Source organism: Enterocloster clostridioformis, from assembly GCF_020297485.1.
In the GTDB taxonomy this organism is placed as follows: domain Bacteria; phylum Bacillota; class Clostridia; order Lachnospirales; family Lachnospiraceae; genus Enterocloster; species Enterocloster clostridioformis.
Window position 1 is genome coordinate 965,164 of the sequence record NZ_JAIWZC010000001.1, and the last position, 24,251, is coordinate 989,414.

Annotated in this window: 42 protein-coding genes and 1 pseudogene; 7 read left to right on the forward strand and 36 right to left on the reverse strand. The window is 48.5% G+C overall.

What is annotated here, in order from left to right; genetic code table 11:
- Nucleotides 1-2: 2 nt before the first annotated feature.
- The 27 genes from LA360_RS29520 to LA360_RS04855 all read right to left on the reverse strand — a co-directional run bounded on the left by LA360_RS29520 (nucleotide 3) and on the right by LA360_RS04855 (nucleotide 13,334).
- Nucleotides 3-1,193: a ParB/RepB/Spo0J family partition protein gene (locus tag LA360_RS29520; RefSeq protein ID WP_112482698.1), complete on the reverse strand. Its 1,191-nt coding sequence runs from the start codon at nucleotides 1,191-1,193 to the stop codon at nucleotides 3-5.
- A gap of 32 nt (nucleotides 1,194-1,225) precedes the next feature.
- A complete protein-coding gene (locus tag LA360_RS04740; RefSeq protein WP_225537314.1) occupies nucleotides 1,226-2,014 on the reverse strand; it encodes a ParA family protein in 789 nt (262 codons plus the stop codon).
- A gap of 84 nt (nucleotides 2,015-2,098) precedes the next feature.
- A complete protein-coding gene (locus LA360_RS04745) occupies nucleotides 2,099-2,497 on the reverse strand; it encodes a hypothetical protein (protein WP_112482700.1) in 399 nt (132 codons plus the stop codon).
- A gap of 127 nt (nucleotides 2,498-2,624) precedes the next feature.
- A complete protein-coding gene (locus LA360_RS04750) occupies nucleotides 2,625-2,840 on the reverse strand; it encodes a hypothetical protein (RefSeq protein WP_112482702.1) in 216 nt (71 codons plus the stop codon).
- The gene (locus LA360_RS04755; protein ID WP_112482704.1) at nucleotides 2,837-3,016 is read right to left on the reverse strand and encodes a hypothetical protein; all 180 of its coding nucleotides are present in this window, start codon (nucleotides 3,014-3,016) and stop codon (nucleotides 2,837-2,839) included. Before LA360_RS04755 ends, LA360_RS04750 begins: the two co-directional genes overlap by 4 nt.
- The gene (locus tag LA360_RS04760; RefSeq protein ID WP_160116360.1) at nucleotides 3,003-3,170 is read right to left on the reverse strand and encodes a hypothetical protein; all 168 of its coding nucleotides are present in this window, start codon (nucleotides 3,168-3,170) and stop codon (nucleotides 3,003-3,005) included. Before LA360_RS04760 ends, LA360_RS04755 begins: the two co-directional genes overlap by 14 nt.
- Nucleotides 3,171-3,174: 4 nt before the next feature.
- A complete protein-coding gene (locus LA360_RS04765) occupies nucleotides 3,175-3,705 on the reverse strand; it encodes a hypothetical protein (RefSeq protein WP_112482706.1) in 531 nt (176 codons plus the stop codon).
- The gene (locus tag LA360_RS04770; RefSeq protein WP_055176096.1) at nucleotides 3,680-3,928 is read right to left on the reverse strand and encodes a hypothetical protein; all 249 of its coding nucleotides are present in this window, start codon (nucleotides 3,926-3,928) and stop codon (nucleotides 3,680-3,682) included. The genes LA360_RS04765 and LA360_RS04770 overlap by 26 nt, the downstream gene beginning before the upstream one ends.
- An 11-nt stretch (nucleotides 3,929-3,939) precedes the next feature.
- Nucleotides 3,940-4,257 (reverse strand): hypothetical protein, encoded by a 318-nt coding sequence (locus tag LA360_RS04775; protein WP_055176098.1) that lies wholly within the window; start codon nucleotides 4,255-4,257, stop codon nucleotides 3,940-3,942.
- A complete protein-coding gene (locus LA360_RS29930; protein WP_318653976.1) occupies nucleotides 4,244-4,834 on the reverse strand; it encodes a DNA cytosine methyltransferase in 591 nt (196 codons plus the stop codon). The genes LA360_RS04775 and LA360_RS29930 overlap by 14 nt, the downstream gene beginning before the upstream one ends.
- The gene (locus tag LA360_RS29935) at nucleotides 4,831-5,577 is read right to left on the reverse strand and encodes a DNA cytosine methyltransferase (RefSeq protein WP_318653977.1); all 747 of its coding nucleotides are present in this window, start codon (nucleotides 5,575-5,577) and stop codon (nucleotides 4,831-4,833) included. Before LA360_RS29935 ends, LA360_RS29930 begins: the two co-directional genes overlap by 4 nt.
- A 15-nt stretch (nucleotides 5,578-5,592) precedes the next feature.
- Complete coding sequence (locus tag LA360_RS04785) at nucleotides 5,593-6,354, reverse strand: Holliday junction resolvase RecU (RefSeq protein WP_070102721.1); 762 nt, start codon at nucleotides 6,352-6,354, stop codon at nucleotides 5,593-5,595.
- Nucleotides 6,351-6,923, reverse strand: coding sequence for an HD domain-containing protein (locus LA360_RS04790; protein ID WP_225537316.1), 573 nt, complete (start codon nucleotides 6,921-6,923; stop codon nucleotides 6,351-6,353). Before LA360_RS04790 ends, LA360_RS04785 begins: the two co-directional genes overlap by 4 nt.
- Before the next feature lie 19 nt (nucleotides 6,924-6,942).
- A complete protein-coding gene (locus LA360_RS31805) occupies nucleotides 6,943-7,260 on the reverse strand; it encodes a DNA N-6-adenine-methyltransferase (RefSeq protein ID WP_263870213.1) in 318 nt (105 codons plus the stop codon).
- Nucleotides 7,158-7,385, reverse strand: coding sequence for a phage N-6-adenine-methyltransferase (locus LA360_RS29525; RefSeq protein WP_263870214.1), 228 nt, complete (start codon nucleotides 7,383-7,385; stop codon nucleotides 7,158-7,160). The genes LA360_RS31805 and LA360_RS29525 overlap by 103 nt, the downstream gene beginning before the upstream one ends.
- Complete coding sequence (locus LA360_RS04800; RefSeq protein ID WP_160116361.1) at nucleotides 7,382-7,951, reverse strand: hypothetical protein; 570 nt, start codon at nucleotides 7,949-7,951, stop codon at nucleotides 7,382-7,384. Before LA360_RS04800 ends, LA360_RS29525 begins: the two co-directional genes overlap by 4 nt.
- Entirely contained in the window at nucleotides 7,923-8,192 is a 270-nt protein-coding gene (locus LA360_RS04805) for a hypothetical protein (protein ID WP_055176111.1), read from the reverse strand. Before LA360_RS04805 ends, LA360_RS04800 begins: the two co-directional genes overlap by 29 nt.
- A gap of 3 nt (nucleotides 8,193-8,195) precedes the next feature.
- The gene (locus LA360_RS04810; protein ID WP_112482712.1) at nucleotides 8,196-8,522 is read right to left on the reverse strand and encodes a hypothetical protein; all 327 of its coding nucleotides are present in this window, start codon (nucleotides 8,520-8,522) and stop codon (nucleotides 8,196-8,198) included.
- Nucleotides 8,519-9,388 carry a rolling circle replication-associated protein gene (locus LA360_RS04815; protein ID WP_112482714.1) on the reverse strand — a complete coding sequence of 290 codons (870 nt, stop codon included), beginning with the start codon at nucleotides 9,386-9,388 and terminating at the stop codon, nucleotides 8,519-8,521. Before LA360_RS04815 ends, LA360_RS04810 begins: the two co-directional genes overlap by 4 nt.
- 309 nt (nucleotides 9,389-9,697) lie before the next feature.
- Nucleotides 9,698-10,663, reverse strand: a complete 966-nt coding sequence (locus tag LA360_RS04820) for a hypothetical protein (protein WP_112482716.1) — start codon at nucleotides 10,661-10,663, stop codon at nucleotides 9,698-9,700.
- A gap of 56 nt (nucleotides 10,664-10,719) precedes the next feature.
- Entirely contained in the window at nucleotides 10,720-10,917 is a 198-nt protein-coding gene (locus LA360_RS04825; RefSeq protein ID WP_112482718.1) for a hypothetical protein, read from the reverse strand.
- A gap of 9 nt (nucleotides 10,918-10,926) precedes the next feature.
- On the reverse strand, nucleotides 10,927-11,391 hold the full coding sequence (locus LA360_RS04830) for an XF1762 family protein (RefSeq protein ID WP_225537318.1): 465 nt from the start codon (nucleotides 11,389-11,391) through the stop codon (nucleotides 10,927-10,929).
- Nucleotides 11,392-11,408: 17 nt separating this feature from the next.
- A complete protein-coding gene (locus LA360_RS04835; protein WP_318653979.1) occupies nucleotides 11,409-12,371 on the reverse strand; it encodes a radical SAM protein in 963 nt (320 codons plus the stop codon).
- Complete coding sequence (locus LA360_RS04840; protein WP_112482723.1) at nucleotides 12,359-12,643, reverse strand: hypothetical protein; 285 nt, start codon at nucleotides 12,641-12,643, stop codon at nucleotides 12,359-12,361. The genes LA360_RS04835 and LA360_RS04840 overlap by 13 nt, the downstream gene beginning before the upstream one ends.
- Complete coding sequence (locus tag LA360_RS04845) at nucleotides 12,640-12,972, reverse strand: hypothetical protein (RefSeq protein WP_112482725.1); 333 nt, start codon at nucleotides 12,970-12,972, stop codon at nucleotides 12,640-12,642. The genes LA360_RS04840 and LA360_RS04845 overlap by 4 nt, the downstream gene beginning before the upstream one ends.
- A gap of 12 nt (nucleotides 12,973-12,984) precedes the next feature.
- Nucleotides 12,985-13,134, reverse strand: coding sequence for a hypothetical protein (locus tag LA360_RS04850; protein WP_166433717.1), 150 nt, complete (start codon nucleotides 13,132-13,134; stop codon nucleotides 12,985-12,987).
- A 14-nt stretch (nucleotides 13,135-13,148) separates the two neighbouring features.
- Nucleotides 13,149-13,334: a hypothetical protein gene (locus LA360_RS04855; protein ID WP_225537320.1), complete on the reverse strand. Its 186-nt coding sequence runs from the start codon at nucleotides 13,332-13,334 to the stop codon at nucleotides 13,149-13,151.
- A gap of 95 nt (nucleotides 13,335-13,429) precedes the next feature.
- Between LA360_RS04855 and LA360_RS04860 the strand changes: the two genes are divergently transcribed.
- A complete protein-coding gene (locus LA360_RS04860; RefSeq protein ID WP_112482727.1) occupies nucleotides 13,430-13,654 on the forward strand; it encodes a hypothetical protein in 225 nt (74 codons plus the stop codon).
- Here the strand turns inward: LA360_RS04860 and LA360_RS04865 are convergent.
- A complete protein-coding gene (locus LA360_RS04865; protein WP_055176134.1) occupies nucleotides 13,651-13,872 on the reverse strand; it encodes a hypothetical protein in 222 nt (73 codons plus the stop codon). The genes LA360_RS04860 and LA360_RS04865 overlap by 4 nt on opposite strands.
- A gap of 118 nt (nucleotides 13,873-13,990) precedes the next feature.
- On the opposite strand from LA360_RS04865, the gene LA360_RS04870 reads away from it, so the two are divergent.
- Nucleotides 13,991-14,203: a hypothetical protein gene (locus LA360_RS04870; protein ID WP_112482729.1), complete on the forward strand. Its 213-nt coding sequence runs from the start codon at nucleotides 13,991-13,993 to the stop codon at nucleotides 14,201-14,203.
- On the opposite strand, the gene LA360_RS04875 is transcribed toward LA360_RS04870, so the two are convergent.
- On the reverse strand, nucleotides 14,172-14,603 hold the full coding sequence (locus tag LA360_RS04875) for a hypothetical protein (RefSeq protein ID WP_225537321.1): 432 nt from the start codon (nucleotides 14,601-14,603) through the stop codon (nucleotides 14,172-14,174). The two genes, LA360_RS04870 and LA360_RS04875, sit on opposite strands and share 32 nt — an antisense overlap.
- A gap of 309 nt (nucleotides 14,604-14,912) precedes the next feature.
- On the opposite strand from LA360_RS04875, the gene LA360_RS04880 reads away from it, so the two are divergent.
- From LA360_RS04880 to LA360_RS04900, 5 genes are all read left to right on the forward strand, one after another.
- The gene (locus LA360_RS04880) at nucleotides 14,913-15,437 is read left to right on the forward strand and encodes a helix-turn-helix domain-containing protein (RefSeq protein WP_112482733.1); all 525 of its coding nucleotides are present in this window, start codon (nucleotides 14,913-14,915) and stop codon (nucleotides 15,435-15,437) included.
- Nucleotides 15,438-15,495: 58 nt separating this feature from the next.
- Complete coding sequence (locus tag LA360_RS04885; protein ID WP_112482735.1) at nucleotides 15,496-16,185, forward strand: hypothetical protein; 690 nt, start codon at nucleotides 15,496-15,498, stop codon at nucleotides 16,183-16,185.
- A 70-nt stretch (nucleotides 16,186-16,255) separates the two neighbouring features.
- Complete coding sequence (locus LA360_RS04890; protein WP_112482737.1) at nucleotides 16,256-16,636, forward strand: hypothetical protein; 381 nt, start codon at nucleotides 16,256-16,258, stop codon at nucleotides 16,634-16,636.
- An 11-nt stretch (nucleotides 16,637-16,647) separates the two neighbouring features.
- Nucleotides 16,648-17,001, forward strand: coding sequence for a hypothetical protein (locus tag LA360_RS04895; RefSeq protein WP_055176151.1), 354 nt, complete (start codon nucleotides 16,648-16,650; stop codon nucleotides 16,999-17,001).
- A 134-nt stretch (nucleotides 17,002-17,135) separates the two neighbouring features.
- Nucleotides 17,136-18,509 (forward strand): recombinase family protein, encoded by a 1,374-nt coding sequence (locus tag LA360_RS04900; protein ID WP_112482739.1) that lies wholly within the window; start codon nucleotides 17,136-17,138, stop codon nucleotides 18,507-18,509.
- A 24-nt stretch (nucleotides 18,510-18,533) separates the two neighbouring features.
- On the opposite strand, the pseudogene LA360_RS04905 reads toward LA360_RS04900, so the two are convergent.
- From LA360_RS04905 to LA360_RS04935, 7 genes and pseudogenes are all read right to left on the reverse strand, one after another.
- Nucleotides 18,534-19,043, reverse strand: a pseudogene (locus LA360_RS04905) (ABC transporter ATP-binding protein); the annotation flags it as partial.
- A gap of 113 nt (nucleotides 19,044-19,156) precedes the next feature.
- The gene (locus LA360_RS04910; protein ID WP_022202510.1) at nucleotides 19,157-20,209 is read right to left on the reverse strand and encodes a sensor histidine kinase; all 1,053 of its coding nucleotides are present in this window, start codon (nucleotides 20,207-20,209) and stop codon (nucleotides 19,157-19,159) included.
- Nucleotides 20,206-20,898, reverse strand: a complete 693-nt coding sequence (locus LA360_RS04915; RefSeq protein ID WP_022202509.1) for a response regulator transcription factor — start codon at nucleotides 20,896-20,898, stop codon at nucleotides 20,206-20,208. The genes LA360_RS04910 and LA360_RS04915 overlap by 4 nt, the downstream gene beginning before the upstream one ends.
- Nucleotides 20,899-21,078: 180 nt before the next feature.
- Nucleotides 21,079-21,528, reverse strand: coding sequence for an ABC transporter permease (locus LA360_RS04920; RefSeq protein WP_080664623.1), 450 nt, complete (start codon nucleotides 21,526-21,528; stop codon nucleotides 21,079-21,081).
- Nucleotides 21,515-21,817 (reverse strand): DUF6506 family protein, encoded by a 303-nt coding sequence (locus tag LA360_RS04925; protein ID WP_022202508.1) that lies wholly within the window; start codon nucleotides 21,815-21,817, stop codon nucleotides 21,515-21,517. Before LA360_RS04925 ends, LA360_RS04920 begins: the two co-directional genes overlap by 14 nt.
- 134 nt (nucleotides 21,818-21,951) lie before the next feature.
- Nucleotides 21,952-22,665 carry a MurR/RpiR family transcriptional regulator gene (locus LA360_RS04930; protein WP_112482741.1) on the reverse strand — a complete coding sequence of 238 codons (714 nt, stop codon included), beginning with the start codon at nucleotides 22,663-22,665 and terminating at the stop codon, nucleotides 21,952-21,954.
- Nucleotides 22,666-22,976: 311 nt separating this feature from the next.
- Nucleotides 22,977-24,233, reverse strand: coding sequence for an IS110 family RNA-guided transposase (locus tag LA360_RS04935; protein WP_112482743.1), 1,257 nt, complete (start codon nucleotides 24,231-24,233; stop codon nucleotides 22,977-22,979).
- Nucleotides 24,234-24,251: the final 18 nt, after the last annotated feature.

Below are 24,251 nucleotides of genomic sequence, written 5' to 3' on the forward strand. Positions count from 1 at the left end.
CCTTATACCAGTTTTCTGCCGCACATCGGGCAGCAGTGAAATACAATGCTTTCCACAATCCCGGTTTCTTTGTTTATCACCTGTACCGTGTGGCCTTCCGGCTCATACGCCAGCAGAAAACCGCCTTCCGCCGTGCTGACTTCCCGGTGGTGCTGCGGGTGGCAGAAAGCGCACCCGTGCTGTTTTTCTGTCTGGCGCTCCACATATACCACCTGTGGCTGCTCCTGGGGCGTTTCCTGGCGGTTTTCTGCCTCCTGGGTGTTATCGTCTTCCCTTACCTCTTTTTCCCGCTCCTGGGGGCGTTCCTGGGCTTCCTGGGCAGTTTCTTCCACCTCTTCCTGCTCTGTTTCCTCTTCTTCCTGGTATTCCTCTTCTTCCGTTTCTTCCTGCTGCCGGGCAGGCGTTTCCCTTTCCGGCCATTCCATCTGTCCCGGTATCTGCTGGGCGGCCTCTTCCTGTTTTTTCAGCGTCTTTGCGTCACTGATTGACAGAATACCGTTTTCCATGTACATTTCACAGGCTCTTTGCTGGTATTCGGATGATAAACCAGATAATTCATAAACCGTTGAAATGTTTATATTGTTTGCCTTAAATTCCGCCATAAGCTGGGGGCAAAGGTTATTCTTGATTGCCTTATACCTCCCCAGTTGTGCTTCTTTAATGCCTGTAAACTCCGCCAGTATGGAACGGGTGCGCCCTTCCAGGCTTATTTCTTTCCGTAGTTCCAGCACCAGCGCTTCCGTTTGCAACGCTTCTTCCATCTTCTCCCAGTCTGTCTTTTCCCGGAAGCCGTTAGCAAAGATCAGCGTCAAACGGTCCAGGATAGTATTTACATTCCCGGTTTTCTCTTCCTCCGCCTCCTGCCGGATAACACACGGGACGAAACGGAACTTTTCCTGGCCTTCATCCGCCAGCGCCATGCAGGCCAGGCGGCGGCGGTGCCCCGCCTTAATGCGGTATTTATCACCGTCACGCTTTACCAGAAGAGGCTGTAACACGCCCACCAGGGAAATGGACTGTTTCAGATCGTTAATATATTCCACGCTGTAGAAATTTTCCTTTGACGGGATAAGATCGTAAACGTCCAGGGTCAACTGCTCCATGCTTTCCGCCGGGTGTGGCTCCTGGGTACGCTCAACTGCTGCCGCCTTTGACCGTTCATTTAATAACTGGTGTAAATCAAATTTTGCCATCTTCTTTTCCTCCCTTCATGTGTCCAATTCGGTCACATTCCCAGCATTTCCAGGTATTCTTTGACCAGCAGTAAATAGTCCATGGAAGCTGCGGACCTGCGGGAATACAGAAAAATAGGAAGCCGTGCAAAGGTGCTTTCACTGACCTTTTTTGACGTTCTTATTTTTGTATTGAAAATGGGGTATTTCCCATCATTTTTCAATTTTTCTGCCCCCTGGGCGTGTGCTTCATTCCGCCCGTCATATTTTGTAATAAAGCAGCCTCTGAACGTCAAGCCGGGGTTTAGGTCTTCCCTGGTGCTTTCGATCTGCTCCACCAGTTCTGCCAGCCCTTCCGTGGTGTTGTCATCCACTTCCAGGGGGACGATCACGTCATCACTGGCCACCAGGGCGTTAATGGTGGATATGTTAATATCCGGGGCATTGTCAATCACGCAAAAGTCATATTGACCCGCTACTGCTGCCAGCGCTTTTTCCAGCCTGGTCTGCTGTGGTCTTGACTGGTCCAGCAGCACTTCCAGGTTGGCTTTTAATAACTTCATGTTCGCCGTGATAATATCCAGGTTCTGGAAGTCCGTGTGCTGTACCAGGTGTTTCATGTCTGGCCGCCGGGCGGTCATAATTTCTTCAATGCCTTTGCGGTCTTCGCTCCTGCGGTTCAATCCCCTGGAAGCGTCCCCCTGTTTGTCATTGTCTACCAGCAGGACACGGAAGCTGTAAACCTCTGCCAGAATGTAGGCAATAGCCACACTGGAAATGGTCTTTGCCACTCCGCCTTTTAAGTTGATTACCGATAAAACCCGCATTTTCTTTTCGTTCATGTGTTGCCACCTTTCTGCCCGTTGTGCCGATAGCCCAGCTTATAAAGTTTTCTTTCAATCTTGCTTCCCGCCTCCTGCCAGGGGTTATTCCTCTGGCTGCTCTTCGCAAATAATGTGCATACACAAAAGCCCTTTAATGGCGGAAGGAAGGTCAAACGGTATGATATTTTCCGTATTGCACTGGTCCAGCATGGCGTTAATTCCTGCCAGTTGCCACAGTTCTACGTCATATTCTGCGTTTTTGAGGAAGTTTATAGCGTCCCTGGTTTCTTTTAGACAGCTTTTCATTACTCTGGCGTTGTTCTCGCTACAATCCACCATCATAATTACTTCGCCCGGCTTCTCTTTGCACTCCTTTTCAAATCGTGCCTTGTTTCTGGCTCCCTTCTCTTCATCGTTAAACATTTCATTGGTGAACCAATACGCCAGGCTGTACAGCCTCTTTACTACCGCTTTTCTTTCCTCTTTATTGATCATTTCCATTTTTATTTCCTCCGTGTTTTGTTCTTTGTTATGCCCTCATTATATACTTACGGAAGTATAAAGTCAATATGGCACCATGCACAAAGTTACGGAAGTATATTTGTGCAATGTTTATACTTCCGTAACACTACACAACCGGGATAAAAAGATTGCCTGCCCGCCGAAACTGGCCGCTGATCTGCTGGTACTTTCCGCTGTTATCAAATTCATACTGGAAAGAAACCCGGCCAGTCTTAATGCTATGTATCGCCAGAATATCTGTGATCACTGCCTGTTTTTCTCCGCATTGGATACGGTCCCCGATCTCAAAAGGGGATACCGCTACAAAACCCGCCTTTTTCATTCTCTCTTTTCCTCCTGCTCTTTCTTTTCATGTTTTCTGCGGTTCTCTGTCCGTACTACCCAGGCCGCTTCCCTCACTACGATCAGTACCAGTATGATGATACCCATCGCCACGCCTATGACGATAGCGCCGTCCAGAACTTTCAGCGCCCACAAGATTGCTTCAATCAATGCCATTGTTATTCCGCCTTTCCACAGCCTCTGCCACTTTCGGCTGTATTTTATTGAGTAATTCCAGTTGCCAGGTCATCCAGTTGGTCTGCTGCCTGCTGGCCTGCCGTGGTGTCTCCTGCTGCCTCCTGTGCTTCCTTTTTCTCTTTTTCTTCGCCATTCGTTTACCTTCTCTTTCTGTAGCGGTATTTTTTCTTCGTGGCACGTTCCCGGCGGCGTTTCTGGAACCCGGCTTCTCTGGCCTGGCTTACCGCCTTCTTTACTGTGTCCGGCTCAATGTTGTTTTCCTCTTCCTGTAAGACCTCTAATACTTCCACCTGGTCAAGTCTGAACGTGTATGAAGCGCCTGGGTCATATTCTCCCGCCTCCCAGGCTTTACAGAAGCCCTCAAAATCGTTTTTGTATGAAGGGAACGGGTGGTACTGCTCCGCATGATACAGCGCCAATTTGACCCGCTCGTCCTGCTCCTTATCCCAGTTCCACAGGTGCCAGGAAGAATGATTGTCATAATTCCACATTGACAAATACAGTTCCAGCCCATTAAAAAACTGATCAGCCTTCTGCATGGCTTTAAAGTCATTTACGGTAAACCCCTGCCCCTTCAACTCTTCCCGGTATTCCTGCCACCCTCTGGCCGGAATTTTTATTCTTGCCCGCACCACTTTGGGCTTATACTTCTTTTCCTGCTGCCGCATTTCTCTTTTTCCTTTCCAGCCGGTCCGCTATCCGCAGAATGGCTTCCATTGAATTTTGTATATTTCTGTCTGTGTTTGCAGTTATCTTCAAAACCTCTGCTATGTCCCGCAGTTCCTGTTCTGGTTCCAGCTCCGCCGGGCCGTATTCACTCATACAGACCGGGCATACCTGGGAACCTTCCGGGATGATTGCCCCGCACAGTAAGCACCGTTCTGGTCCCACGCTCTTCCCTCCTACTCCCAGCCTTCCAACTTCTCCACCCGCCGGGTCAAGTTTCTTTCCCGCTCCATAAGGTTTAATACCTCTTGCGGGGTCAGCCCTGTGGCTTCATAGGCGTTCAGTTTTCTGGCTGCCTGGTTTACAGTTACCCCCTTACGCAGAACTGCTTTATTTTCATTCTGGCTGCGTTCTGTCAGCAGATATTCTTTTTTCTTCCTGCTACCCTGGGTTTTCTTTTCCCGCTGCCGCCCCTGTGTAACTGGCGGCATGGCTCTTTTAATGTGCCCGTATTCCGGGATAACGCTTTTCATGGTGTGGTCAATCGCTTTCATTTTCTCCCTGCCTCTCTGCTTTGCAAATTCCTATGAATACCCGTTCAGCGCACGGAACGGCAATACTGTTTCCAAGTGCCATATATCGGGCGTTATCAGACATTTCTTTGCCGCTGGCTCCGTACTGTGTCCACCCATCCGGGAAGCCGTCCAGCCGTTCACATTCAAGTGGTGTCAACCTTCTAACCCGGTATTTGACTGCCTGGGCGATCTTTTTTATCGTTTGCACCACCAGGGTTTCACTTCCGCCGCCTGCTGCCCCGCGGCTCTTTTTCAGCGTCCCCACGCCTTCTTTGAACTCTGCGTATCCGCTTTGTGTGAAGGCTGCCAGGTTTTCCGGGTATGCAATGGCGTGGCGGTCTGCCGTGGTCAATGTGGGTGATATATCCGTATCAAACCCTTTGTCGTTCCCTCCGCTTTTTGCGGTTCGTCCTATAATATTCCCGATGATTGTATATACAGGCAGAAGGTAAAGCCCTGTTTTGCCGCCTCCGCCGCCCGCTCTGCCCATCAGTGTGACGCTTTGCTTTGCGTTTATGTAAATCCTGTCAGCCGTTCTGCCAAAATCCAGCGTCAACTGGCCGCCTGCGTCCTCTGCCAGTCCTCCACAATCCGTTCCAGCAGTGCTATTTTCAAGATCAGCGGTATTTCCTTCTGCCGTTCCTCCGCCCGCCGGATGATACCCCAGCAGGCTTTCGCACTCAAATAATATTTGTCCGGCACGTCCACTTCCAAAATCATGGACAAGATAGATACGTTTTCTACGTTGGGGGACTCCCCAAAATTGAGCGTCAAGTTGCCGCCAAGCTGTACTATGCAAGACCCCCCCCCCGCTCCCTTAATTCCAACCATTCCGGCTGCTGCCCATCTTCCACTTGCAGGCATTGGAATATTACTTTCTGTGATTTCTTCCAGGACCCGGCGAAAATCTTCTCCTTTATTGCTTGAAAAAGCCCCTGCCACGTTTTCCCAGATAATGTATTTTGGGTATTGTCCATCCGTTTTCAACCTCATTTCCCGTATAATTCGTACCGCTTCCAGGAATAGCCCAGACCGGGCACCGTCCAGTCCCTTCTGCTTCCCCGCCACGCTTAAATCCTGGCAGGGGCTTCCGAAACTGATAATATCCACCGGGTCAATTTCCGCCCCGTTGATTTTTGTTATATCTCCCAGCCTTTTGGCCTGCGGGAAGTGTCTTTCTGAAATGTCAATGCAATTCGCTTCAATCTCACTGGTCCATATGGTTTCTATGCCATGTCTGGCCGCCGCTAGGGGAAAACCTGCGATACCGTCAAATAAACTTCCTAAAGTCAGTCCCATATTGCTTCCGCCTTTCTAACAGTACCGCCCGATCAGCCACCGTGCGTATACGTCCGCCACGTCATCCATGGTCTGGCACCGTGAATAATCAGCCCCGGCCATTGCCGCTTCTATGGTGGTTTCCAGGAAGGCGTCCTGCTTGTCTTCGTCCTGCTCCATGATGATTTCCAGAATATGGTCTGCCAGTTCTTTTCCCAGAATAGTTTCCAGTTTTATTTCATTTTCCTGCCGTTCTACCTGTTTCTGAACCTCTGCCCTTGCCATATTGTTTACATAGTCCAGAAATAGGCAGCAGCCGTTAAATTTCACCCGGTATGCTTCCAGGTCTTCCGCCGTCATATATTTGCGGCCATACAGGTTTTTCATATTCCGCCACACTCCCCACGGGACGAAACCAAAAACATCACCTATTCCCACGCAGACGCCCGCTTTTGCTCCTGCTGCCCAGTGACGTTCCAGGCTGTCCCACTGTGTCTTTGTTATCACAGACTGCAAAATCTTTTCCGTGCTGGTGTACTTTGCTTCAAAACAGACCGCCCGGCCACCCCGCAGGGTCCCCATGAAGTCCGGCTGGGCGTTTGCTGTAAAACGCCCCGTGAATGTTCCGTCCCGGCCTGTGCTGGTGGTTTTGAACGGCTCCGGGATTTTCTCCACGATTGCCACCCCTTTGTCCCTGTAATAGCCGCAGGCGGCGTTTATGTATCCTTCAAAGAAATGTCCCTGGGCGTTGTTCCTCATGGCCTGCCAACTTCGGTTTGTCCGTGCCTTCGGGTTCATTTCTTCACCCCCGTTTCATCCAGCCAGGTGGCTTCCAGGTCTGCTATGTGGGCCATGACCGCCAGCGGATATTTTCCCCAGGCTTCCTGTAACCCATATCCATGCGCCCTTATATCAAAACCGCCCATATGCCAGTTAATTGCCATTATTTCTTCATCAGTCAGCCTTATAAAGCGCATGATCAGCATAACGGACTTTTCACCATGCCCCGCCGGGAACTGGTCATTGAAGGTATAGCAGGGAACCTGCTGCCATTTGCCCTGTTCATCCTTCTGATTTCTGGTGGACTCCTTGTAAAATTCCGCCTTGCACAAATCATGCAAAAGTCCCACAATGGCGATACTGTCCAGATCATAACCCGCCGCCAGCTTCAAAAGCCGTTCATACACGTTCAAGGAATGTTCCAGCAGGCCGCCTTTATAGGCTCCGTGATACTTTGTGCTGGCCGGGGCGGTGTAGAAGTCCGTTGTTTCCAGCCATCCCAGTAAATCCGTTATGCCTGGGCGTTCTACTGCCGCCAAGATCATAATAAACGCTTTTTTCATTTCCTCTGGGCTATATTTTCCCATGTTCGTTTCCTCTCTTTCTTTACATTTTGGGACCCCGGAAGATTACCACCATTGACGGGAACGGGGCACCCGTTTTGCTATCACCAAACTTCAAACGCCCACGCACGAAACGGATTTCCGCCCGGTGTTCAATATAATCGTGAAAATAGGTGGTGTCTGTCCTGGCTGGTATCAGCAGTACCACCAGAGTTTCTTCCTTGTGCCCTTCGTGATAGCATTTAGCCACCCAGTCTTTTATACTGCTGCCATATGGTGGGTTGCAGAATACCCGGCACCCCCCCCCCCCCCCCAATCCTGCAAAAGCCCGTTTTCTTCTTCCGTGAAATATTTTTCGCATTTATGGTTTGTTTCATCGGCGCAAGGGTCCAGGTTGAAGTCAAATTCCCGGTTCAATTCATCAAAGAACGTCTGTGGGGTTGCCCACTTGTCTGTTTTGCTACTGAATAATGTTTTTGTATTCATTCCCTTGCCCTCTTTTCTCCTTCGGTACACGGAAACGGTTCTGTTTCCAGGCAGTGTTTACAGCACTTGTCGCATACTGGCCGCCCTTGTCGGTTATATGGGCACGGCTCCACTTTATCCACAACTTTTCCACAAATCGCACAGGTCATTTCTGGTTCCCGCCCCTTAAAATACTGCCATGACTGCGGCGGTCTGAATATGCCGTACAGTTCCAGCGGTATGGGGCGGGTGTATTCCTTCGCAGAAGACACAGACCAGCCCCACAGGGCTTTCCCGCTCTCTCCTGCATATGCTTTTAGTTGTTCTTCCGTCAGACAACTGGCCTTCTGGGTGTTATACTGCCCAGCGTGTCCGCACGATCTTTGCGGTTCCGGCAGTGTTCTGATTTTGTGAATACCCGTGCAATTAAATTCACCGCATACGCCCACGCCGCCCGTGACATATACCAGAACCCGGAAAGGCGGCTGTAATGTTTTGGGATATGTTTTTCTGATTTCCAGCACCTTTTCCCCGGAAACCATCTTCCGCCACCAGCGTTCATGCAAAGATAGAATTATTGCTTCCACTTTCTTCAACCTCCCTTCGTTCCGGCTTGTCAGCAAAACTGTAATTTTCAACCACGTTCCGCAATAACCGTTCCGCCCTGCGTCCCATGTGTGAGTGCATGAATTTTAAGTCTGCCGGGTCCATTTTCTCTTTGAAGGCGTCAATAAAAGCCGCTACTTCCAGTAGTTCCATGGGGCTTGCGGTTTTCATCCCTGTGGCGAACTTCTCCCGGTCTTCTTTGTTCATTTTTACCTTTTCCATGCTTTACTGTCCTTTTACAATCACCCTGGTATAGATCAGCATTTCCAGGTCAGAAAAACCATAATCACTGATACTTTCCACAGGCACTTCCTGGGGCAGTTCCTTCTGGTTGCTGGTGAACTGCGTTCTTATCTCTTTGCGGAAAATCTCCGTTGCCAGACCGAACCGCTTTACAGTCTGCGTCATATCAATATTGTGGTGTTCCACGGTTGCCACATACCCCCGGTATAGTACATTTTCCGCCCCGTCCTTTATGATCAACCTGTCACTGGGTATCATATGTTCAACCAACTGCGCCAGGGTGATCTGGGGTGCGCTTCCTTCTGTCATTGTTTCTTCTTCCTCCCTTTTTGCTTCGCCTTTTCCTTCTTCTTTGGCTTTTTCCACATTTTTAGATAAATGTGCCACCCGGTTTCTTCGTAATATTCCGGCTTAATCTCACTGATCGTATAATCCGGGAACTGCTTTTCAAAAAATTCCCGTCCCTGGTCATTGGACTGCGCCAGGGTTTCCACCTGCTTTTTGCTGTACTTATGGTCTGCGTTTGGCTGCTGTACTGGCCGTTCCAGGTTCCGGGAAGAAGACCAGCGTTTCTTCCCGTGCGGGTTTTTGGTCACATACATGCACAGGGCTTCAATGCCGTTTTTGTCCAACTGCAAGCGGTCTGCGTTGACCCAGCCCAGTTTCTTCACCTGGTCCATATATTCCGGCTCTGTGTTATATTTCCGCCAGTTGATACGCTCCACCGTCCACATCATTTCCACCTCATCCCGGCTCTGTCCACCGTTCATAATAATGTGGTGGTGTATTCTGGTTATCTTCTCCCCGTCCTTGCTGCACCCGTATTCTGTGACAAGAATGTATTTCAGCGGCGGAAGGTTCAGCTTTTTTCTGCGGTACGCAATCCGGCGCAGGTAATTCCCCACAATCCGTTCCGCCTCTTCCTCTGTATCCGGCAGGTTGTCATCCGTATAGGTGCAAGTCACATGAAGATCACCTATGCCAAAATTCCCATTTCCCAACTGCACCAGATACCGCCTTGCATTTTTATCGTTTATGTCTTTCTGCTTCGGTTCTGTGACCTTCTGCCTTTTACCTCTCTTTCCTTTGACCGCCCTTTCTGCGTTGTCTGTCCGGGGTATAACATCCACTTCCCGGTAGTTCCGGCAGTCCACCTTCTTTTCCCGTATGAACATTGTCTGCCCGCCTTCCCTTGTACCAGGGGCAGGGGTATCCTAACCAGGGCATAAGGTGGCACCCTCCCGATCTTTATGTACTCCATTGACAGGTATATAAATATCTGGTTTGGTAGGAATGTTAATACCCCATACAAGCCCGCTTTCCGGGGCACTTTCCCGGAATTTTGCTTGCATTTTGCCTGCCAACATGGTACAATATAAATGTAGTGTATATATCAGTTGGCAAAAGGTTTTGACCGTGTTTCCCGGCACGGTCAAGACCTTTTTCTTTTGGTTTACTGCGGGGCGTTGCCACGCCCCGACCAGTTATTCAGTTGTCGGTTTGCTGTATTTCAGATATAAAGCGGAACGGAAGCCGAGGGACGTGCTGACGTGGGAACGGGGGTGGTGCAAACCGACAGCGGACGCCCCACCGCCGGAAGTGTTGTGGAAACTCGAACCACGGAACGGAACGGCTTCTTTCAGTTCGCTATCTACATAAATTCCGTCCTGGCGCTCTTTCCAGTCCGGCGGCAGGATTTCCAGATCAAACAAAATCTGCGGTACTTCGTCCAGCCCTTCCAGTTCCACATCCCGCATATGTGCGCCGTTCCAGTCTGCTTCCACGGCTCCTGTGGTGATTTTTACGCCGTTGCTGGCGGAAAGTCTCACAGCCTTGCCGTTTTCTGCCAGTGCCTGCTGCCATGCGGCGCTATCCTCCCCGGTGTCCGTTTCTGCCGCCGCTGCGTCATTGTTCTTGATATATTCCACAGTGCCATGGTGAAGGCGCAGGCCCTGGACTATTTCCCAGATATTGCCCTTTAAGCCATATACGCCGCCTTCTGTGTGGTCATGGCTCCATGTTTCCGGGTCAAGCCCTGTTAATGTCCTGTAGCCGTCATATGTAACGCCTTTTTCTTCCTGGTGATCATAGTCCTGTCCAGCAGCCGTGTTTCCGTGCGGCTCCGTGCCCAGTTCCCTGCTTTCTTTCAACAGGTAGGCGTATTCTGCATTGGTCAGAAGGTGCCAGCCTGCACCCTTCTTCCGGCAGGCTTCCGCCGCCTTATCCATGGAAATTCTGGTCCACGGCTCCCGGAACGGCAAAGAACAGGGTGTGCCGTTAATGTTCGTGTTGAAGAACTGTGAAACCAGAATGACATCCACAACCTCACCACAAACCACGAACATGGGCGGCGCTTCCGCCGGATCTTTGCTCCCGGTCCAGTAAAATGCCGTCATGTAGTTGGGCAATCCCTGTTCATCCTTAATAATTTTCTGCTGCTTAACAATCATTGTTCAGCCCTCCATTAAATTTTTTATATGAACCCTTGCGGGTGTCATTCTCTGCATTATCTACGCATATCCATGATAATTGCCGGGGCTTTTTCCCAGCCTGGGCAAAGGTCTATTTTATCCTGTACCCATTTTCGTTCATGGCGGTGCCCGTTGCAATCCCAGCACGGTTTCTGGGTGTCATGGTAGCAGTTATCCGTCCCGCACCAGCGGCAGTTCCAGCAATGGCACCACTTGCACTGTTTTGACTGCATGTTTTTCTCCTAACTCAAATCTTTTACCCACCTTTGTTTCTTTTCGGTGGGATATTTCTTCTTTTCCGGGAATAAAGAAAGTTGTGTTGCTTCCAGTTCTCTGGGTCTGCTAGGGCAGTTCCAACTACCACCGCCCACGCCTTCTTCTTCCAGCTTCCAGCCACTGGCTTTCAAGCTGGTCCCGCTTTCACTTTCCAGAATGTAGGTAATAATTTTTGCATAGCCCATTTCTTTGGCTATTCTGGCCGCCCTTGAATATAGAAAACTGCATACATTCTGGCCGCCCTGGCTACACAAACGCAGAACCTCTAATGTTTTTCCGTCATCCATGTGCCTGTTTACTGGCCTTCCCACCTGTACAACGCCCAGTAATTGCCCGCCATCTTCGCAACCTATACGGAATTTATCCCGGTGCGCTGGTTCGTGGTGCCTATGGTATTTGTGTATGTATTCCTGTGCTTCTTTTAATTCCATCGGCACCGCCCGCATGGTCACTTCCTCCCGTTGTTTGTACTTGCGTTGTAGTCTTCAAATCGTGGGCAATTCCGCCAGATCGGGCGGCAGTTGACCCAGCGCTGTATTTTCTTGTATATCGGGGCGGCGTGTTCTTTGTCATAAATCATTATGAACGGGTCGAAACTCAGCCGCCGCAGGGTGTAAATGCGGTAAAAATCCTGGTCAAGCGTACTGCTGAAATTGACCAGCACATAAACCACCTTGTTTGCCGGGTGTTTTCTGCTATATAGGCGGGAAAACCTTTCAAAATCGCTTTCCAGGTTTTCTTCCGGCCTGTCCCATGCCAAGTGAACGTATTTCATGCGTATGCGGTTCAGCATGGCGATCTTTTCCGGGGTTGCCAGCCTCACGTCCAGTCCCTGGTTAAAATCTACCAGCGCCCTGGAACTGATCAATTGCCCCAGCAGGTCTTCCCAGTCCCGGCAGGCCAAAATATTAGGGTCGAGCAGTACAATCTTTTCCTGTCCCATCCAAAATTCCGCCAGATCGGCCACTTTCACACTGCAACGCCCTTCCTTTGCCGCTACATGGCAAAAGGCGCACCCTCTGGGGCAGCCTCTTGTCAGAAAACCGTATGCGGTGTTTTTGGTTTTCTCTGGATAAAGCCCATAATCTGGGTAAATATGTTCAATCTCTGGCGGCAGTGCGGTGTCCCGCTCCGCTCTGTATACCTCTTTCCCGCCTTCCAGTTCTATGCAATACCCGGAACCGCCTCTGATCACTTCGTCTGCGTCTATCGGGTCCGTATAGTCCGGCGTGAAGGAAAACACCTTGCTTAAATAAACCCGGTCCATATGGCCGGAAAGCAAGGGGCTATACCATTCCACATGATCACCCTGGGACTTGTGCCAGGCGGAAATTTTCATCAGCGGCAGGTTGGGGTAATTATGACCGTCAACGTCAATCAGTCCCACTTTCATTTCTGCTATTCCTCCCACTGTATTTCTTCATCCGCCGCCGTTTCCTGCCTCTCTTTCCATTCGTCCAGGTCCAGCAGTGTGCCGCACTCACTGCAATAGTTCCAATTTTCGGCAATGTGGAAATGATACCCGTCTTTCCGATCTGGCGAAATGTCTGCGTCATAGTACGAAAACAGGTGCCTTCCGCATTTTGGGCAATAGCAACTATTCAGATAGCCCAGCGGCGGGGTGCCCGTCAGTGTTGGGGTGTCACTCCGCTTTTGTTTTGGCTTCCATGCTTTTTTCTTCATTCCTCTGCACCTTTCAGCCCATCCACCTGGAAGTCCGGGTGGGTGCTACCAACCAGCCAGGCATTTTTCATGGTGACGTCCGGACAGCCTGCGCTGTCATATGTCACAGTAATTTCCCCGTAGTAGCCCCAGGCGGTGCCGTCATTCATGTAAATAGTGACGCTCCCCTGTGTGCCTTCCGGCAGAGTCTGTGCCTCCTGCTGCCGCAATACCTCTGCCGCCACCTTTTCTGCCCTCCATTCTTCATACTTGGAGTTGGCTACAATGGCAGCAATCAGAATTATTCCGGTGCAGAGGAAGACCAGCATTGTTTTTGCTGTTTCTCTCATTCCGCTGTCCTCCTATCCGGCAGCCCGCACAGGTTCTGCGGGCTGGCCCTTCTCTGTCACGGTAACGGTGATATTGACCTGCTCCTTTTTTGACAGAATGGCGGCCAGGGCGTTGAAGAACGCCTGGGCATTAAATGTGCCCTGCACTTCTACTGCTCCCATATCTTCCGCCCTCCTTAACCTGCCATCACCCTGGTGGCGTCAACGCCCAGGCGCTTTCCGAACTGTACGCCACGCAGGAAAGCCAGCATTTCTTTTTCCTCCCCATGGTCCAGGGTGCCCAGAAAGTCCATGACCTCTGCCGCCTCCTGCTTGCTGTCCTGGGGCATAATGGTTTCCATCTGCTTTTCCTTATTCATCATTTTGGCTACCTCCTAATTTCAAATTTGTTTTCCCTCTGCTATACTGGAACCAGCAGCCGTGCCGGGCTGCCAATCCAGTAGGAAGGGGGTTTATTATGTGGAAATATGATAGTCCCATAGGTACGATTTACATTAAATACATTCCATCAGAAAGGCGTTACGGAATGTATTATGACGGCGTTTGCTGGGAAGCCTGCAACACTCCCCAGGCAGAGGCCGACAATGTGTATATGCACTGTACCGGGTGCTATGAGTGGGACCGGCTGGGCGGAACCGTCCTGGACTGTCCCACCGATTTAAGCGGCTGGGAAAAATGTTAGTCCTTTGCCTCACCGCATACAGGCGGCTCCGCTTGTATGCGGTTTATTCTTTCCAGTGTGTTGGCTACCTGATTTAACATTCTGATACCTTCATTGACCTGGCCCATGATTTCCGGCGTCATTTTCTGCGCCGTCTGGGTGTCTTTAATTTTTGAAAGCACCAGGTCTGCATAACTTTCCGCCACCTGTTCAACTTTTTTCTGAAACGTTTCCAGCATTTTGCTTCAACTTCCTTTCCTGTTATCTTTTATTGATTGTTCCTTTTCCGCTATCCCTCTGCTATACTAAAGCCAGCAGCCGTGCCGGGCTGCTAGTCCAGTAGGAAGGGGGTGTAATATGTCAGACTTCATTCCCGGGCCGGACGTTGTAACCACGGTAAGGGTTGGCGGGTTTACGCTGTATGTGTATGCTTACCGCCGCCTTACCCAGGTAGAATGTAAGCAGGCCGTTTCCATGTACATGCGGCAAAACCGCTTGAAGCGCCTGCCCGCCCAGGGAAGCGGAAAGGTTTATACCATCATCGGAAACAATCCAGCAGATGATCTATAAACATTCTGGCTTCCTCTACCCCATGAATGGTGATCTTGCCTTCACTGTTCATGGGGTAAATTTTTACCCAGCCCGTTTCCTGGTCCCGCTCCATGCCATACAGAAATTTGCCCGCCAGGGTTTCCGCCCCCGCCTGCTCCACCTCTGTTTCATCCAGCACCACCGGGGGCGCTTCAATGATCAGTTCCAAGTCTTCCTTGGACACCAGGGTAAAATAGCTGCTTTGATGGCACAGGGGACATTCCGCCGTCTGGACGGTCAGACCTTTCCCGTCCACGCTTTTGATTGTCACGCTTGTGCCCGCATGGGCCACGTTTCCCGCTCCATTCCGAAACGTCCTTACTACCCGGGCTTTCTTACCTTTAAGCATTTCCCCAGTGTATCTCTTTGGTATTGCCACTTCCGCTTCACCATCCTTTCTGCACTGCCGCTGCCGCTTTCACCTTAAAAGCCGCCTGCCCGAAAACCTGTTGACCGACTACGGACCCTATAGCGTGTCCGCCCGCTGCCATTCTTGACGCAGTGCGTATTTTGGGGGTTTGGCTTCCCATGTCAACGTCCATTGATATTTCCTCAATGTAGTACGTTGTTTGTGATTACATTTTATAACGGTCTACGTTGTTTGTCAATACTTATTTTGATATTTCTATTGACTTTTCCAACGTACTACGTTATCATAAATATACATTGAGGAAGGCGAGGTGAGAAAATGACTATCAATGAACGTATCAAAGATTTCAGAAAAAGCATTGTGCAGATGAGTCAGCGGGAATTTGCCGACAAACTAGGCATGAAGCAAACCAGCGTCAGCACTTTTGAACGACCCGGCGGAACTGTAACAGACCCTACCATTAAGGCGCTATGTCTTGCATTTAATTTGAGTGAAGACTGGGTGCGGTACGGCACGGAACCTATGTACATACAGCAGCCTACATTCAGCCTTGACCAGTTTGTCCGGTACCACCAGGGCACTGATCTTGAAATTGAGATAATGAAGGCTTACTTTGAATTGGACCCGGACATCCGAAAAACTGTTCTGGACCACTTCAAGGCCAGGTTTTCCGCTGCTGCACAAGCGGAAACCGCTGCCAGTGAACCTTCCGTGGAAGACCTGGAAGCGGAATATAAAAAAAGTGTCTTGGGTTCTGCGCAGAAAACGGGCTTTACTGCTTCGAGTACCACAGAAGGCACCGCCGTGACAGGCGGGCAGACCAACAAAGTTTCTAACCAATAGCGCAAGCCTGGCAGGGGTGAACCTCTACCGGGCTTCTATCAAAAGAAAGGACTTAATTATGAAAAAGAGATTCTTGATTTTGTTGTTGTCCTCTGTATTGTTACTTAACGGCTGCGGTGGTGGTAGCTCCTCCGCCTCCCAGAAATCTGCTGATTTATCAACGCAGTATGAATATTATCAGAAGTCCGCTGAAAACATCCAAAAATATATGGAAGTCACATCAGACCAGGCAGATGAGATTTTCCTTGTGCTTACAGGCTGTGGGGTTTCTGATCTAATCAATATTATCTATAAAAATAAAGACGGTTCTTTCAGCACTTGGTCAAAGGGTGTTGAGTATACTGTATCGCTGGAAAATGGCGTTGTTTCATTCGTCTATATTGGGAAAGATCAGTTATACCCGGAAAATGTTCCACATAATGACTTAATGGATTATGAATTGATTGTGAAAGACGTTATGAATGGTTCTGGCGATACCGTAATAGGTCAATGCGCCTATATCAGTATTACTGCAAAACAACTGGAAGATATGACATCTGCCCACCTTCGCGAATTTGCTGAAAGCCGTGTGAATGGGGCAAATTATAACTGGGTTTCTATTATGGCCACGGATGGCACAGGCATTTGCTTCCCTGGCTCCGATATTTCATCTGCTATTTATGGCAATCTAGGAAAAGATGGCTCACTTGTTGATACAATCGGCACTTGGGTTCGTGATAATGACGGGAATTATAATTACAGTGAATAAATAAAATACCCATGGGTGCTGCGAACACTTACATGGTTTCGATCTACCAGATACAGAAAGGGATTGTTTTATGATAATAAAGATCACAATAAAAGATAATGATTTTGAACCGCTGCTGGCAGGTTTCTGCCAGAACCTTTCCCACGGCTACCCGGTGCCTATGCCCACGGCAGACGTAGGGAATGACGCTATCTTTGAATATATTAAAGCAGATAAGCGTTGGAATGAACTATACCACATGACTGATCAGCCGGACCAGGCAGAAAAAGAGTGGTTTTGTCAGTCCATCACCCAGGCGTGGCAGTGTCACGTTAAGAACCACCAGGATGCCGATTATTTGACCAAATCCTTTGAATGTGCTTTCGTTGACAGCATAACCGGGGAATGGGAAAACGGGGAAACCTTCTATTTCTTCCCCTGGGCATACGGCAAAAAATATATTTGCCTGTAAGGGGGTGCCATATGGATGATTTACGTTATAGCTGGAAGGCCTGGAACCCAGAAAATGAATACCAGAAAACCCCTGCTGGGAATTATATCTGCTCTGCCGTCTTTAGTGCTGATATAGGAAATTATATCCGTCTTTCATTATATCAGACGGACAGCGGGCGCAAGTACGGTCTTTTTCTCTCTGTTCGGGTGTGGAAGGAAGACGGCTGCAAAGAAAATAAATTGTGCCATGCCCAGCGGGTGGCGTCATTCAGTGCAAAACTTCCACCTGCCTCCGCCCTGGCGCTGGCAGAAGAATGGTTCGCTGCCTGGCTGCGTGACCAGATCAGTTTTTCCAGGCTGGAACTTGCGGAACTGCTGAAATAAATAGAAATACCCGTGGGGCGCTGCGAACACTCCACGGGCGGTGCATAAGTATATGATCTACCAGATACAACATACCGCTGCGGCTTTATTATAGCACACGCAAGCGGGAAATTGAAGGCAATTAAGGTGATGGAATGAAGAAAAAAGACATTGCCACCGCTCTGCGTGTGGCTCTATATATCCGGGTTTCCGGGGAAGAACAGAAAATAAAGGGCCTATCGCTTGAAGCCCAGCAGGAACGCCTGGAAGCCTATGCACGGGAACAGGGTTGGGTCATCGTGGGCGTGTTCGTTGACGCCGCAAAGACAGCCAGGAAGAAGCTGCACAAACGGACGGGATTTCACCGTATGTTAGACCTTGTACGGCGGAATGAAGTTGATATGCTGCTTTTCACACGTCTGGACCGTTGGTTCCGCTCTGTGCCCGATTATTACAAAGTCATGGAAGTGCTGGAAGCCCATAACTGCGGTTGGAAAACCATTGATGACGGGGAAGGATATGACACAACCACCGCCAGCGGGCGGCTGTATATCAACCTAAAACTTTCTATTGCCCAGAATGAAGCTGATCTGGACAGCGAAAGAATAGCGGTTGTCTTTGATAGTAAAATAAATCATGGCACCGTTGTTTCCGGCTCCTGCCCCTTCTGGCTCCGGGTGAATGATCAGAAGCGTTTTGAGATTATCCCGGAAAAGGCAGCCATATTGCAGGACGCTTTCAACCACTATGAAGCCACCGTGTCCCAACGTGGCACCGTTAAATATATCCGGGAAACTTACGGTTTGAACTGGTGTGACGCCACTTTCCGGCGTATGCTCCGGGACAAGCTGGCTATAGGTGTATATGATAAAAACGGCAGGGTTAATGAGAATTTTTGTGAACCAGCCATAGACCGGGCGCAGTTTGAGCGGGTCCAGAAGCTGCTGGCCAATAACGCCAAAAGTTCACCATCTGGCCGTGTCTATATTTTTACGTCAATTCTTGTCTGTGACGAGTGCCGCCACAATCTGGCCGGAATACGGACTGGCGGTAATTATTATTACAGGTGCAACCAACATTTTCAGCGGGGGCGCTGCCCTCATAAAAAGGAAATACGGGAAGAAGTTGTGGAAAAATGGCTTTTTGAAAACCTGGGGGAAGAATTGAAGAAATATCGGCTTGACTGGGAAATTAAGGAAGAAAAGCGGCGGAAGGCGGCGGCCAGCATTGACCGGGCGGCAGTCCGGCGCAAACTCACCAGGCTAAAGGAACTGTATGTGAATGAATTGATTGACCTTGAAGAATACAGGCAGGACTATGACCAGTTAAACGCCCTTCTGGAAGAAAAGCCGGAACCTGCTGCTGATCAGCGGCCAGACTTTGAGAAAATAGAACGTCTGCTGTCCCAGGACTTCCAGACTATATATGACAGCCTGGGACGTGAAGAAAAACGGACCTTGTGGCGCTCTGTCATCTCTGAAATACGCATAAACAATGACCAGCAGATCACTGGCATTTCTTTTTTATAGCCATTTTTATACTAACTACACAGCACCTGTGGGCTCGTCAGCCAGTACGATAGCCGGTTTAGTAATCAGGGCGCGGGCGATTGCCACACGCTGCTGCTGGCCGCCGGAGAGATTGTTCGGCATATTTTTGAGTTTATCTTCCAGCCCCAGCAGGTAAACAATCTCCTCCAAAAAGTGCTCATCTGCCATGTCCCCGTCCAGTTCCACTGGCAGGACAATATTCTCATACACATTCAGAATGGGAACAAGGTTATAGTTCTGGAAGATAAAACCGATGTTGCGGCGTCGGAAAATCGTAAGTTCTTCATCATTTTTCTTTGCCAGTTCTTCACCCCGGACGATCACGCTTCCACTGGTAGGAGTGTCCAGCCCGCCCATCATGTGAAGCAGGGTGGATTTTCCGCTGCCGGAAGTTCCGACAATGGCCACAAACTCGCCCTCATCCACGGAGAAGTTCACGCCGTCAAGGGCTCGGGTGATGTTCGTCTTTGTGCCGTAATACTTTTTCAGGTCAATCGTTTGTAAAACGCTCATATTCAAAAAACTCCTTTCAAGGCTTCCTGCCTGTTGATAAGGACATTGTAAAACCCAAATGTCCGCGAAATGTTACAACGGACAAACTTTTTCAAAAATTTACGGCGGGCAGCTTATAAGGCCATCCGCCGCTTTCTATCTTGGGGAAGCATAATGGAAAATACCGACCCCCGCCCCGGCTCCGAAACCACTTTGATGTAGCCGCCCTGCCGTGTCACAATCTCACGGGCCAGATACAGACCAATCCCCACGCCCTGTTGTTCGTGTACCTCTTCCTCCCGGTAAAGGCGCCGGAAGATGGCAGCCTGATTACTTTCGGAAATGCCCTTGCCGGTGTCGGCTACTTTGATCTCCACATACATTTCCCATTGAATCACGGACACAGAGATTTTTCCGCCTGCCGGGGTGTACTTCACCGCATTGTCCAACAGATTAAACAATGCTTCGGCTGTCCATTTGCTGTCATGGGAAAGGGTCAAATCTTCCGGGCAGTCCACCGACACGGTGATTTCTTTTTTCTCCGCCCCGTAGACAATGCCGCTCATGGCCTGTGCCACGGTGTCAAAGAGGCGGCCCGGTTTCTTCTCCAACTGGATAACGCCCGTTTCCAGCCGGGAGGTTTTCACAAGCGCCTGAAAGAGAAAGTCCAGCTTATCCGTCTGGGCGCGGATTCCCCGGATAAAGTCGGTGCGCTCCGCTTCGGTCACGGGCTTTGCAAGCAGGGTGTCCGTTGCCATTTTCAAATTGCTCACCGGCGTTTTCACCTGATGGGATATATCTGATACAAGGGTCTGTAACTCCTGCCGTTCTTCGTCCACCCTGCGGCGGTTCTCCTGCATGATCTGATAAAGCCGGGTCAGCCGGTGGCCGATTCTGGCAAGCTGGGTTTCACTATCCTCCGGGCGCTTTGGCGCTTCATTCCCGGCGATCATGTGGTCAAGGGTCTGACACAGATCAGATGTAAAGAGGGAAAGCCGCTTCCCAAATGCCTGTGTCAGCACAAAGAGCCAGATAAGGGCGCAGAGAAGCAGCCCCCCGCCTGCAAACAGCGCCGCCACATGCTTTGTCACAAGAAATAAAAGTACAGTGATGGCGGTCATGGAGAGGGTCAGCCCGATTGCCACCCATCGGAACAGCCGCCTTACCGAGAGGGTTTTAAGCTTCATTTTGCCTCGCCTCCCGTCCATTGATAGCCCATGCCGTAAACAGTCTTGATGTAGGGCGCGCCGCCATCGGATTCAATCTTGCCGCGAATCCGGCTGATGGAGGTTGTCAGGGTATGCTCGTCCACAAATTTCTCGTCTATATCCCACAGCTTTTCCAAAAGCTGTCCGCGGGTCAAGACCTGCTTCGGGTGTTTGCAAAACAGGTTCAGTGTTTTATATTCCATCGGGGTAAGCAACAGGGGCTTGCCGTTGAGGGAAGCGGCCTGCTCGGAGAAGTCCAGAAACAGCCGCCCATCATCGTAAATGTCCTTTGCGGGCTTGTGGTGTTCCAGCATGGCGAACATGGCTTTGATTTTTCGCTGCAAGGCCCCGATTACAAAGGGCTTTGTAATATAATCCACCGCGCCCACCTCATAGCCCCGTATCTGGTCTCTCTCCTGATCGTTGGCGGTTAAGAAAATGACTATGGTGTCCGGGTGCTGGGGCTTTACCAGATTACACAATTCAAACCCGTTCCCGTCCGGCAGGTTGATGTCCAGCAGCACCATGTCAAATTCCCGCTGGCGGAGGGCTTCGACGGCGGTTCTGGCATTTAAGGCGGCGGTCACAAAGTAGCCATCTGCGGTCAGATTATACGCCAACATCTTATTCAAAAAACTGTCGTCCTCGACAATTAAAATCTGCTTCATCTTGTCACTTCCTTTGCTTTTTGCAGATAGTATAACAGGCAAATGTCCGCGAAATGTTACAGCGGATGGATTTTCTCAAAAAATGCCTTTCACTTATTATAGGACAGCCCCTGGGACAGGACAAGGCAGAAAATGTGAATTATAAACTATACGTCAATACATATTAAGTAAATCCATAATTCAACTATACGATGTATGCGGAAACAGGATGGACACTATACTTAACAAGACGTTTCCAGTGGGGGCACTGCTTCCATCCTGATAACCGATTAAGGTAAGTCCCGATGTATGTAAGAAATCAGATTGATACCAGCCATCTGAAAAAGCATCTGTACCATACCACCCAGAGAAAATCCGGGAAATGACAACCAACTTTCCTATCAGCATCTTCCGAAAGGAAATAGGGATTGTCAGAATGTTTTTCAGAGTGTGGTCCGTCCGTTCCCGATCAATCATATATCCAGCAATCAGAACGATTGTTGCAGGATAGATTAAAACCAGATTGTTCCAGATGACGTTTGCAGAAAAATTAAGAAGCGTATGGGTTGCCCCATCTGAAGCTGTTGCCATAAATCGGGAAAGAAGCACGATGGTAGGCATTATCGCTACGCGCTTATTAAAATAATTCATCTCCACTTTTAAAATCAAATCCAGGGTGAAGGTCAAATTTTACTGCACCAACGTTTGCCATTCCTTTTACAGCTTTACTAATACGCGCAATACCTTCATTTCCAAACCCTGCACATAGTTCTATTGCTTTTACTCCATGTTCTGATAGTTCCCGCGCAACAGTTTCGGCTTCAGAATAGTTTTTAACCCCAACAACTGTCAAGTTGACTGTTGGCGTATTTATAACTGTTCTATGTTTCTTGTAGTCTACTTCTGGTGCGACAAAAATAAATGCTGCGTTTACTTTCATTCTAAACCTCCTGTGAAATTGTTTTAAGTATAGTTTCTTGAATAATATCAGTGATTTATTATTCGCTTATTATTACACCTCCTGCTTTAATGGTACAAAACAACCTGTTACAAACAAAGTAACAGGCTGTTTCTTTATATTCTTCTCGCAAGACATTCTAAAATAAATAGGGTTGGAACCTGTGTGGTTGCATTATAATCTCCATTCACACGTTGTTCCTTTATATTATATGAAAAACTCCAATCAGATATTTGGGCTAAAGTGCTGTTTGGTGCATTGGTAATACATAAAACCATACATTTTTTTTGCTGAAATTGCCGAACCATATCAACTACACCTTTGGTTTCCCCGCTTTCTGATAATGCAATAATCACTGCATTTTTATAAGAATATGTTTCAATTGGATAAAAGGTATCTTCCAATCCAACAGAAAACTTCCCCATATTGGAAAAAAGCCGCGCCCCGTATTTTGCCAAAGTGCCTGATGAGCCGTTTCCAATAAAAATCAGATAATCAGAATTTTTTATTATTTCTATAGCCGACGAAAGTTTCCTCTCAAATGCACTTGAATTTGTCCTTTGGAAGAAAAGATTAAGCTCCTGCAAATCTTCTAAAGGCGGTTGTGTTTTAAGGAGATGTATTTCATCATTTATAGCTTTCTTAAATTCGGAATATCCTTCAAAACCATTTTTATTACAAAAACGCAATAATGTTGAAGTTGAAATGTGTATATCACTTGCTAATTCTCGAATTGTCATATACGGAATTTTTTCGATATTAGAAATGATAAATTTATAAATCAAAATTTCTGTTTCGTTAAATTTTTGAATTTCTTCATACGAGAACATTCTACCGCCTCCCTATCACAAAATTATTATAGCTTAACTAAAACAATTCTACAATTACAGATAGCTCATATTTTTGCTGTACTGGCAATTTTAATTGAACAAAATCGCTGCGCGATGGCCTGTCGAGGCTGTGGCGCAGTATTTTCCGTTAAAAAAGCAGTGGCGGGCAAGTCCTAAAAGTAGAGCTGATACCTGCTTACTGCTTTGATTTCATGGAGGATTTAGGTTGAAAGAAAAAATCAAAAAAAATCGTAACTTAACAAGAGCACCAGTAAACTGCCGCCCCAAAGGATCCTATGGAATAAAGGGTATCAGGCCATAGCAGGAGGAGTAATCATATAGCCTCGTTTCTCTAAACGTTTGATGGCATTTCTGTCATACTGTTCCTGAAATTTCCGGTACATTTCTTCAGGAATAGCGGAATAATCCGTATCGGCAGGATTAAATACCTCCTGCTTTTGGAACATGTGGTAAATGCAAGTCAACACCATGCGTGCAATGGCAATGATTGCCCGTTTATGACCACGACGTTTTTTTATACGGTCATATTTGTATCTGAAGTAAGGGTTTTTACTCTTGATGGCAGCATTTGCACACTGAACCAGCAGAGGCTTTAAGTACACCCCGGCTCTTGAAACATGGACGCTCTTCTTTTTACCGGCACTTTCGTTATTTTCAGGAGCCAGCCCAGCCCAGGAGCACAAACGTTTTGAGGATTTGAATACCGCCATATCCACCCCGATTTCAGCAATGATAAAGGTGGCAGACTGCTCTGTAATTCCAGGAATTGTAGTAGCCAATTCGATAAATTTATGGTAAGGTTTAGCCAGGTCGGAAATCGTTTCTTCGAGAGTGGAGACGCACTCATTGATTTCATCGAAATGCTTTCTGCAGACCTTAATCTTAACGGATTGGTCACGGCGCAGTTCATAACCGATTATGGAGGTTACAACATCATTTGCCTTGTCCTTTGCTTTTTTAAGAAGCAGGGATTTACAGTATTCGGGGTCAAATACCTCACAGGTCAGGATATAGTCAACGATGGCGGTCGCTGATTTTCCAAAGGTATCTGAGAGGACGGATGCAAGGGCAATGTTGGAAACCGTAAGAGCATTCTGTAACCGGTTTTTCTCACTGCTGCGGTGGCCAATCAGTTTCTGCCGGTATCGGAACAATTCCCGAAGCATGCGAATTTCCTTACAGGGGATATAACTGGAAGGAACAATATCAAATTTAAACAGATCCGCAATCCAGGCGGAGTCTTTGTCATCGGTTTTCTGTCCTTTGATAGCCCTGACATACTTGGGGTTAGCAACGACAACGTGACAGGAATCCTCCAGGATATTAAAAATTGGAATCCAGTATTTACCAGTGGATTCGAGGCAGATCTCAGTGCAATTGAAAGAAAGAAGCCATTTTTTCAAAGAATTAAGATCGGAATTGAAGGTGGCGAACCGCTTTTTAACATAAGAAGTAACGCCCCTGTAGTCTGTCAGAGCAATGGTAGCGACAACAAATTTCTTGTGAACGTCCATGCCACAGCAGACAAAGTGTTTGATAGATAACATAAAACAGCCCTCCTAAGT

Coding starts and splice junctions, on each gene's coding strand:
- LA360_RS31805 (WP_263870213.1), bottom strand. CDS start 7,260: ATGCGAAAAATATTTCACGGAAGAAGAAAACGGGCTTTTGCAGGATTG.
- LA360_RS04840 (WP_112482723.1), bottom strand. CDS start 12,643: ATGAAGAAAAAAGCATGGAAGCCAAAACAAAAGCGGAGTGACACCCCA.
- LA360_RS04765 (WP_112482706.1), bottom strand. CDS start 3,705: ATGCGGCAGCAGGAAAAGAAGTATAAGCCCAAAGTGGTGCGGGCAAGA.
- LA360_RS04865 (WP_055176134.1), bottom strand. CDS start 13,872: ATGCTGGAAACGTTTCAGAAAAAAGTTGAACAGGTGGCGGAAAGTTAT.
- LA360_RS04925 (WP_022202508.1), bottom strand. CDS start 21,817: ATGAAAGTAAACGCAGCATTTATTTTTGTCGCACCAGAAGTAGACTAC.
- LA360_RS04820 (WP_112482716.1), bottom strand. CDS start 10,663: ATGATTGTTAAGCAGCAGAAAATTATTAAGGATGAACAGGGATTGCCC.
- LA360_RS04845 (WP_112482725.1), bottom strand. CDS start 12,972: ATGAGAGAAACAGCAAAAACAATGCTGGTCTTCCTCTGCACCGGAATA.
- LA360_RS04760 (WP_160116360.1), bottom strand. CDS start 3,170: ATGGCGAAGAAAAAGAGAAAAAGGAAGCACAGGAGGCAGCAGGAGACA.
- LA360_RS04855 (WP_225537320.1), bottom strand. CDS start 13,334: ATGATGAATAAGGAAAAGCAGATGGAAACCATTATGCCCCAGGACAGC.
- LA360_RS04880 (WP_112482733.1), top strand. CDS start 14,913: ATGACTATCAATGAACGTATCAAAGATTTCAGAAAAAGCATTGTGCAG.
- LA360_RS04785 (WP_070102721.1), bottom strand. CDS start 6,354: ATGAACCCGAAGGCACGGACAAACCGAAGTTGGCAGGCCATGAGGAAC.
- LA360_RS04920 (WP_080664623.1), bottom strand. CDS start 21,528: ATGAATTATTTTAATAAGCGCGTAGCGATAATGCCTACCATCGTGCTT.
- LA360_RS04745 (WP_112482700.1), bottom strand. CDS start 2,497: ATGGAAATGATCAATAAAGAGGAAAGAAAAGCGGTAGTAAAGAGGCTG.
- LA360_RS04825 (WP_112482718.1), bottom strand. CDS start 10,917: ATGCAGTCAAAACAGTGCAAGTGGTGCCATTGCTGGAACTGCCGCTGG.
- LA360_RS04810 (WP_112482712.1), bottom strand. CDS start 8,522: ATGACAGAAGGAAGCGCACCCCAGATCACCCTGGCGCAGTTGGTTGAA.
- LA360_RS29520 (WP_112482698.1), bottom strand. CDS start 1,193: ATGGCAAAATTTGATTTACACCAGTTATTAAATGAACGGTCAAAGGCG.
- LA360_RS04850 (WP_166433717.1), bottom strand. CDS start 13,134: ATGGGAGCAGTAGAAGTGCAGGGCACATTTAATGCCCAGGCGTTCTTC.
- LA360_RS04895 (WP_055176151.1), top strand. CDS start 16,648: ATGGATGATTTACGTTATAGCTGGAAGGCCTGGAACCCAGAAAATGAA.
- LA360_RS04830 (WP_225537318.1), bottom strand. CDS start 11,391: ATGGAATTAAAAGAAGCACAGGAATACATACACAAATACCATAGGCAC.
- LA360_RS04870 (WP_112482729.1), top strand. CDS start 13,991: ATGTCAGACTTCATTCCCGGGCCGGACGTTGTAACCACGGTAAGGGTT.
- LA360_RS04930 (WP_112482741.1), bottom strand. CDS start 22,665: ATGTTCTCGTATGAAGAAATTCAAAAATTTAACGAAACAGAAATTTTG.
- LA360_RS04815 (WP_112482714.1), bottom strand. CDS start 9,388: ATGTTCATACGGGAAAAGAAGGTGGACTGCCGGAACTACCGGGAAGTG.
- LA360_RS29935 (WP_318653977.1), bottom strand. CDS start 5,577: ATGGGACTGACTTTAGGAAGTTTATTTGACGGTATCGCAGGTTTTCCC.
- LA360_RS04890 (WP_112482737.1), top strand. CDS start 16,256: ATGATAATAAAGATCACAATAAAAGATAATGATTTTGAACCGCTGCTG.
- LA360_RS29525 (WP_263870214.1), bottom strand. CDS start 7,385: ATGAATACAAAAACATTATTCAGTAGCAAAACAGACAAGTGGGCAACC.
- LA360_RS04805 (WP_055176111.1), bottom strand. CDS start 8,192: ATGGAAAAGGTAAAAATGAACAAAGAAGACCGGGAGAAGTTCGCCACA.
- LA360_RS04885 (WP_112482735.1), top strand. CDS start 15,496: ATGAAAAAGAGATTCTTGATTTTGTTGTTGTCCTCTGTATTGTTACTT.
- LA360_RS04910 (WP_022202510.1), bottom strand. CDS start 20,209: ATGAAGCTTAAAACCCTCTCGGTAAGGCGGCTGTTCCGATGGGTGGCA.
- LA360_RS04740 (WP_225537314.1), bottom strand. CDS start 2,014: ATGAACGAAAAGAAAATGCGGGTTTTATCGGTAATCAACTTAAAAGGC.
- LA360_RS04790 (WP_225537316.1), bottom strand. CDS start 6,923: ATGGGAAAATATAGCCCAGAGGAAATGAAAAAAGCGTTTATTATGATC.
- LA360_RS04775 (WP_055176098.1), bottom strand. CDS start 4,257: ATGAAAGCGATTGACCACACCATGAAAAGCGTTATCCCGGAATACGGG.
- LA360_RS04900 (WP_112482739.1), top strand. CDS start 17,136: ATGAAGAAAAAAGACATTGCCACCGCTCTGCGTGTGGCTCTATATATC.
- LA360_RS04755 (WP_112482704.1), bottom strand. CDS start 3,016: ATGGCATTGATTGAAGCAATCTTGTGGGCGCTGAAAGTTCTGGACGGC.
- LA360_RS04860 (WP_112482727.1), top strand. CDS start 13,430: ATGTGGAAATATGATAGTCCCATAGGTACGATTTACATTAAATACATT.
- LA360_RS04935 (WP_112482743.1), bottom strand. CDS start 24,233: ATGTTATCTATCAAACACTTTGTCTGCTGTGGCATGGACGTTCACAAG.
- LA360_RS04750 (WP_112482702.1), bottom strand. CDS start 2,840: ATGAAAAAGGCGGGTTTTGTAGCGGTATCCCCTTTTGAGATCGGGGAC.
- LA360_RS04915 (WP_022202509.1), bottom strand. CDS start 20,898: ATGAAGCAGATTTTAATTGTCGAGGACGACAGTTTTTTGAATAAGATG.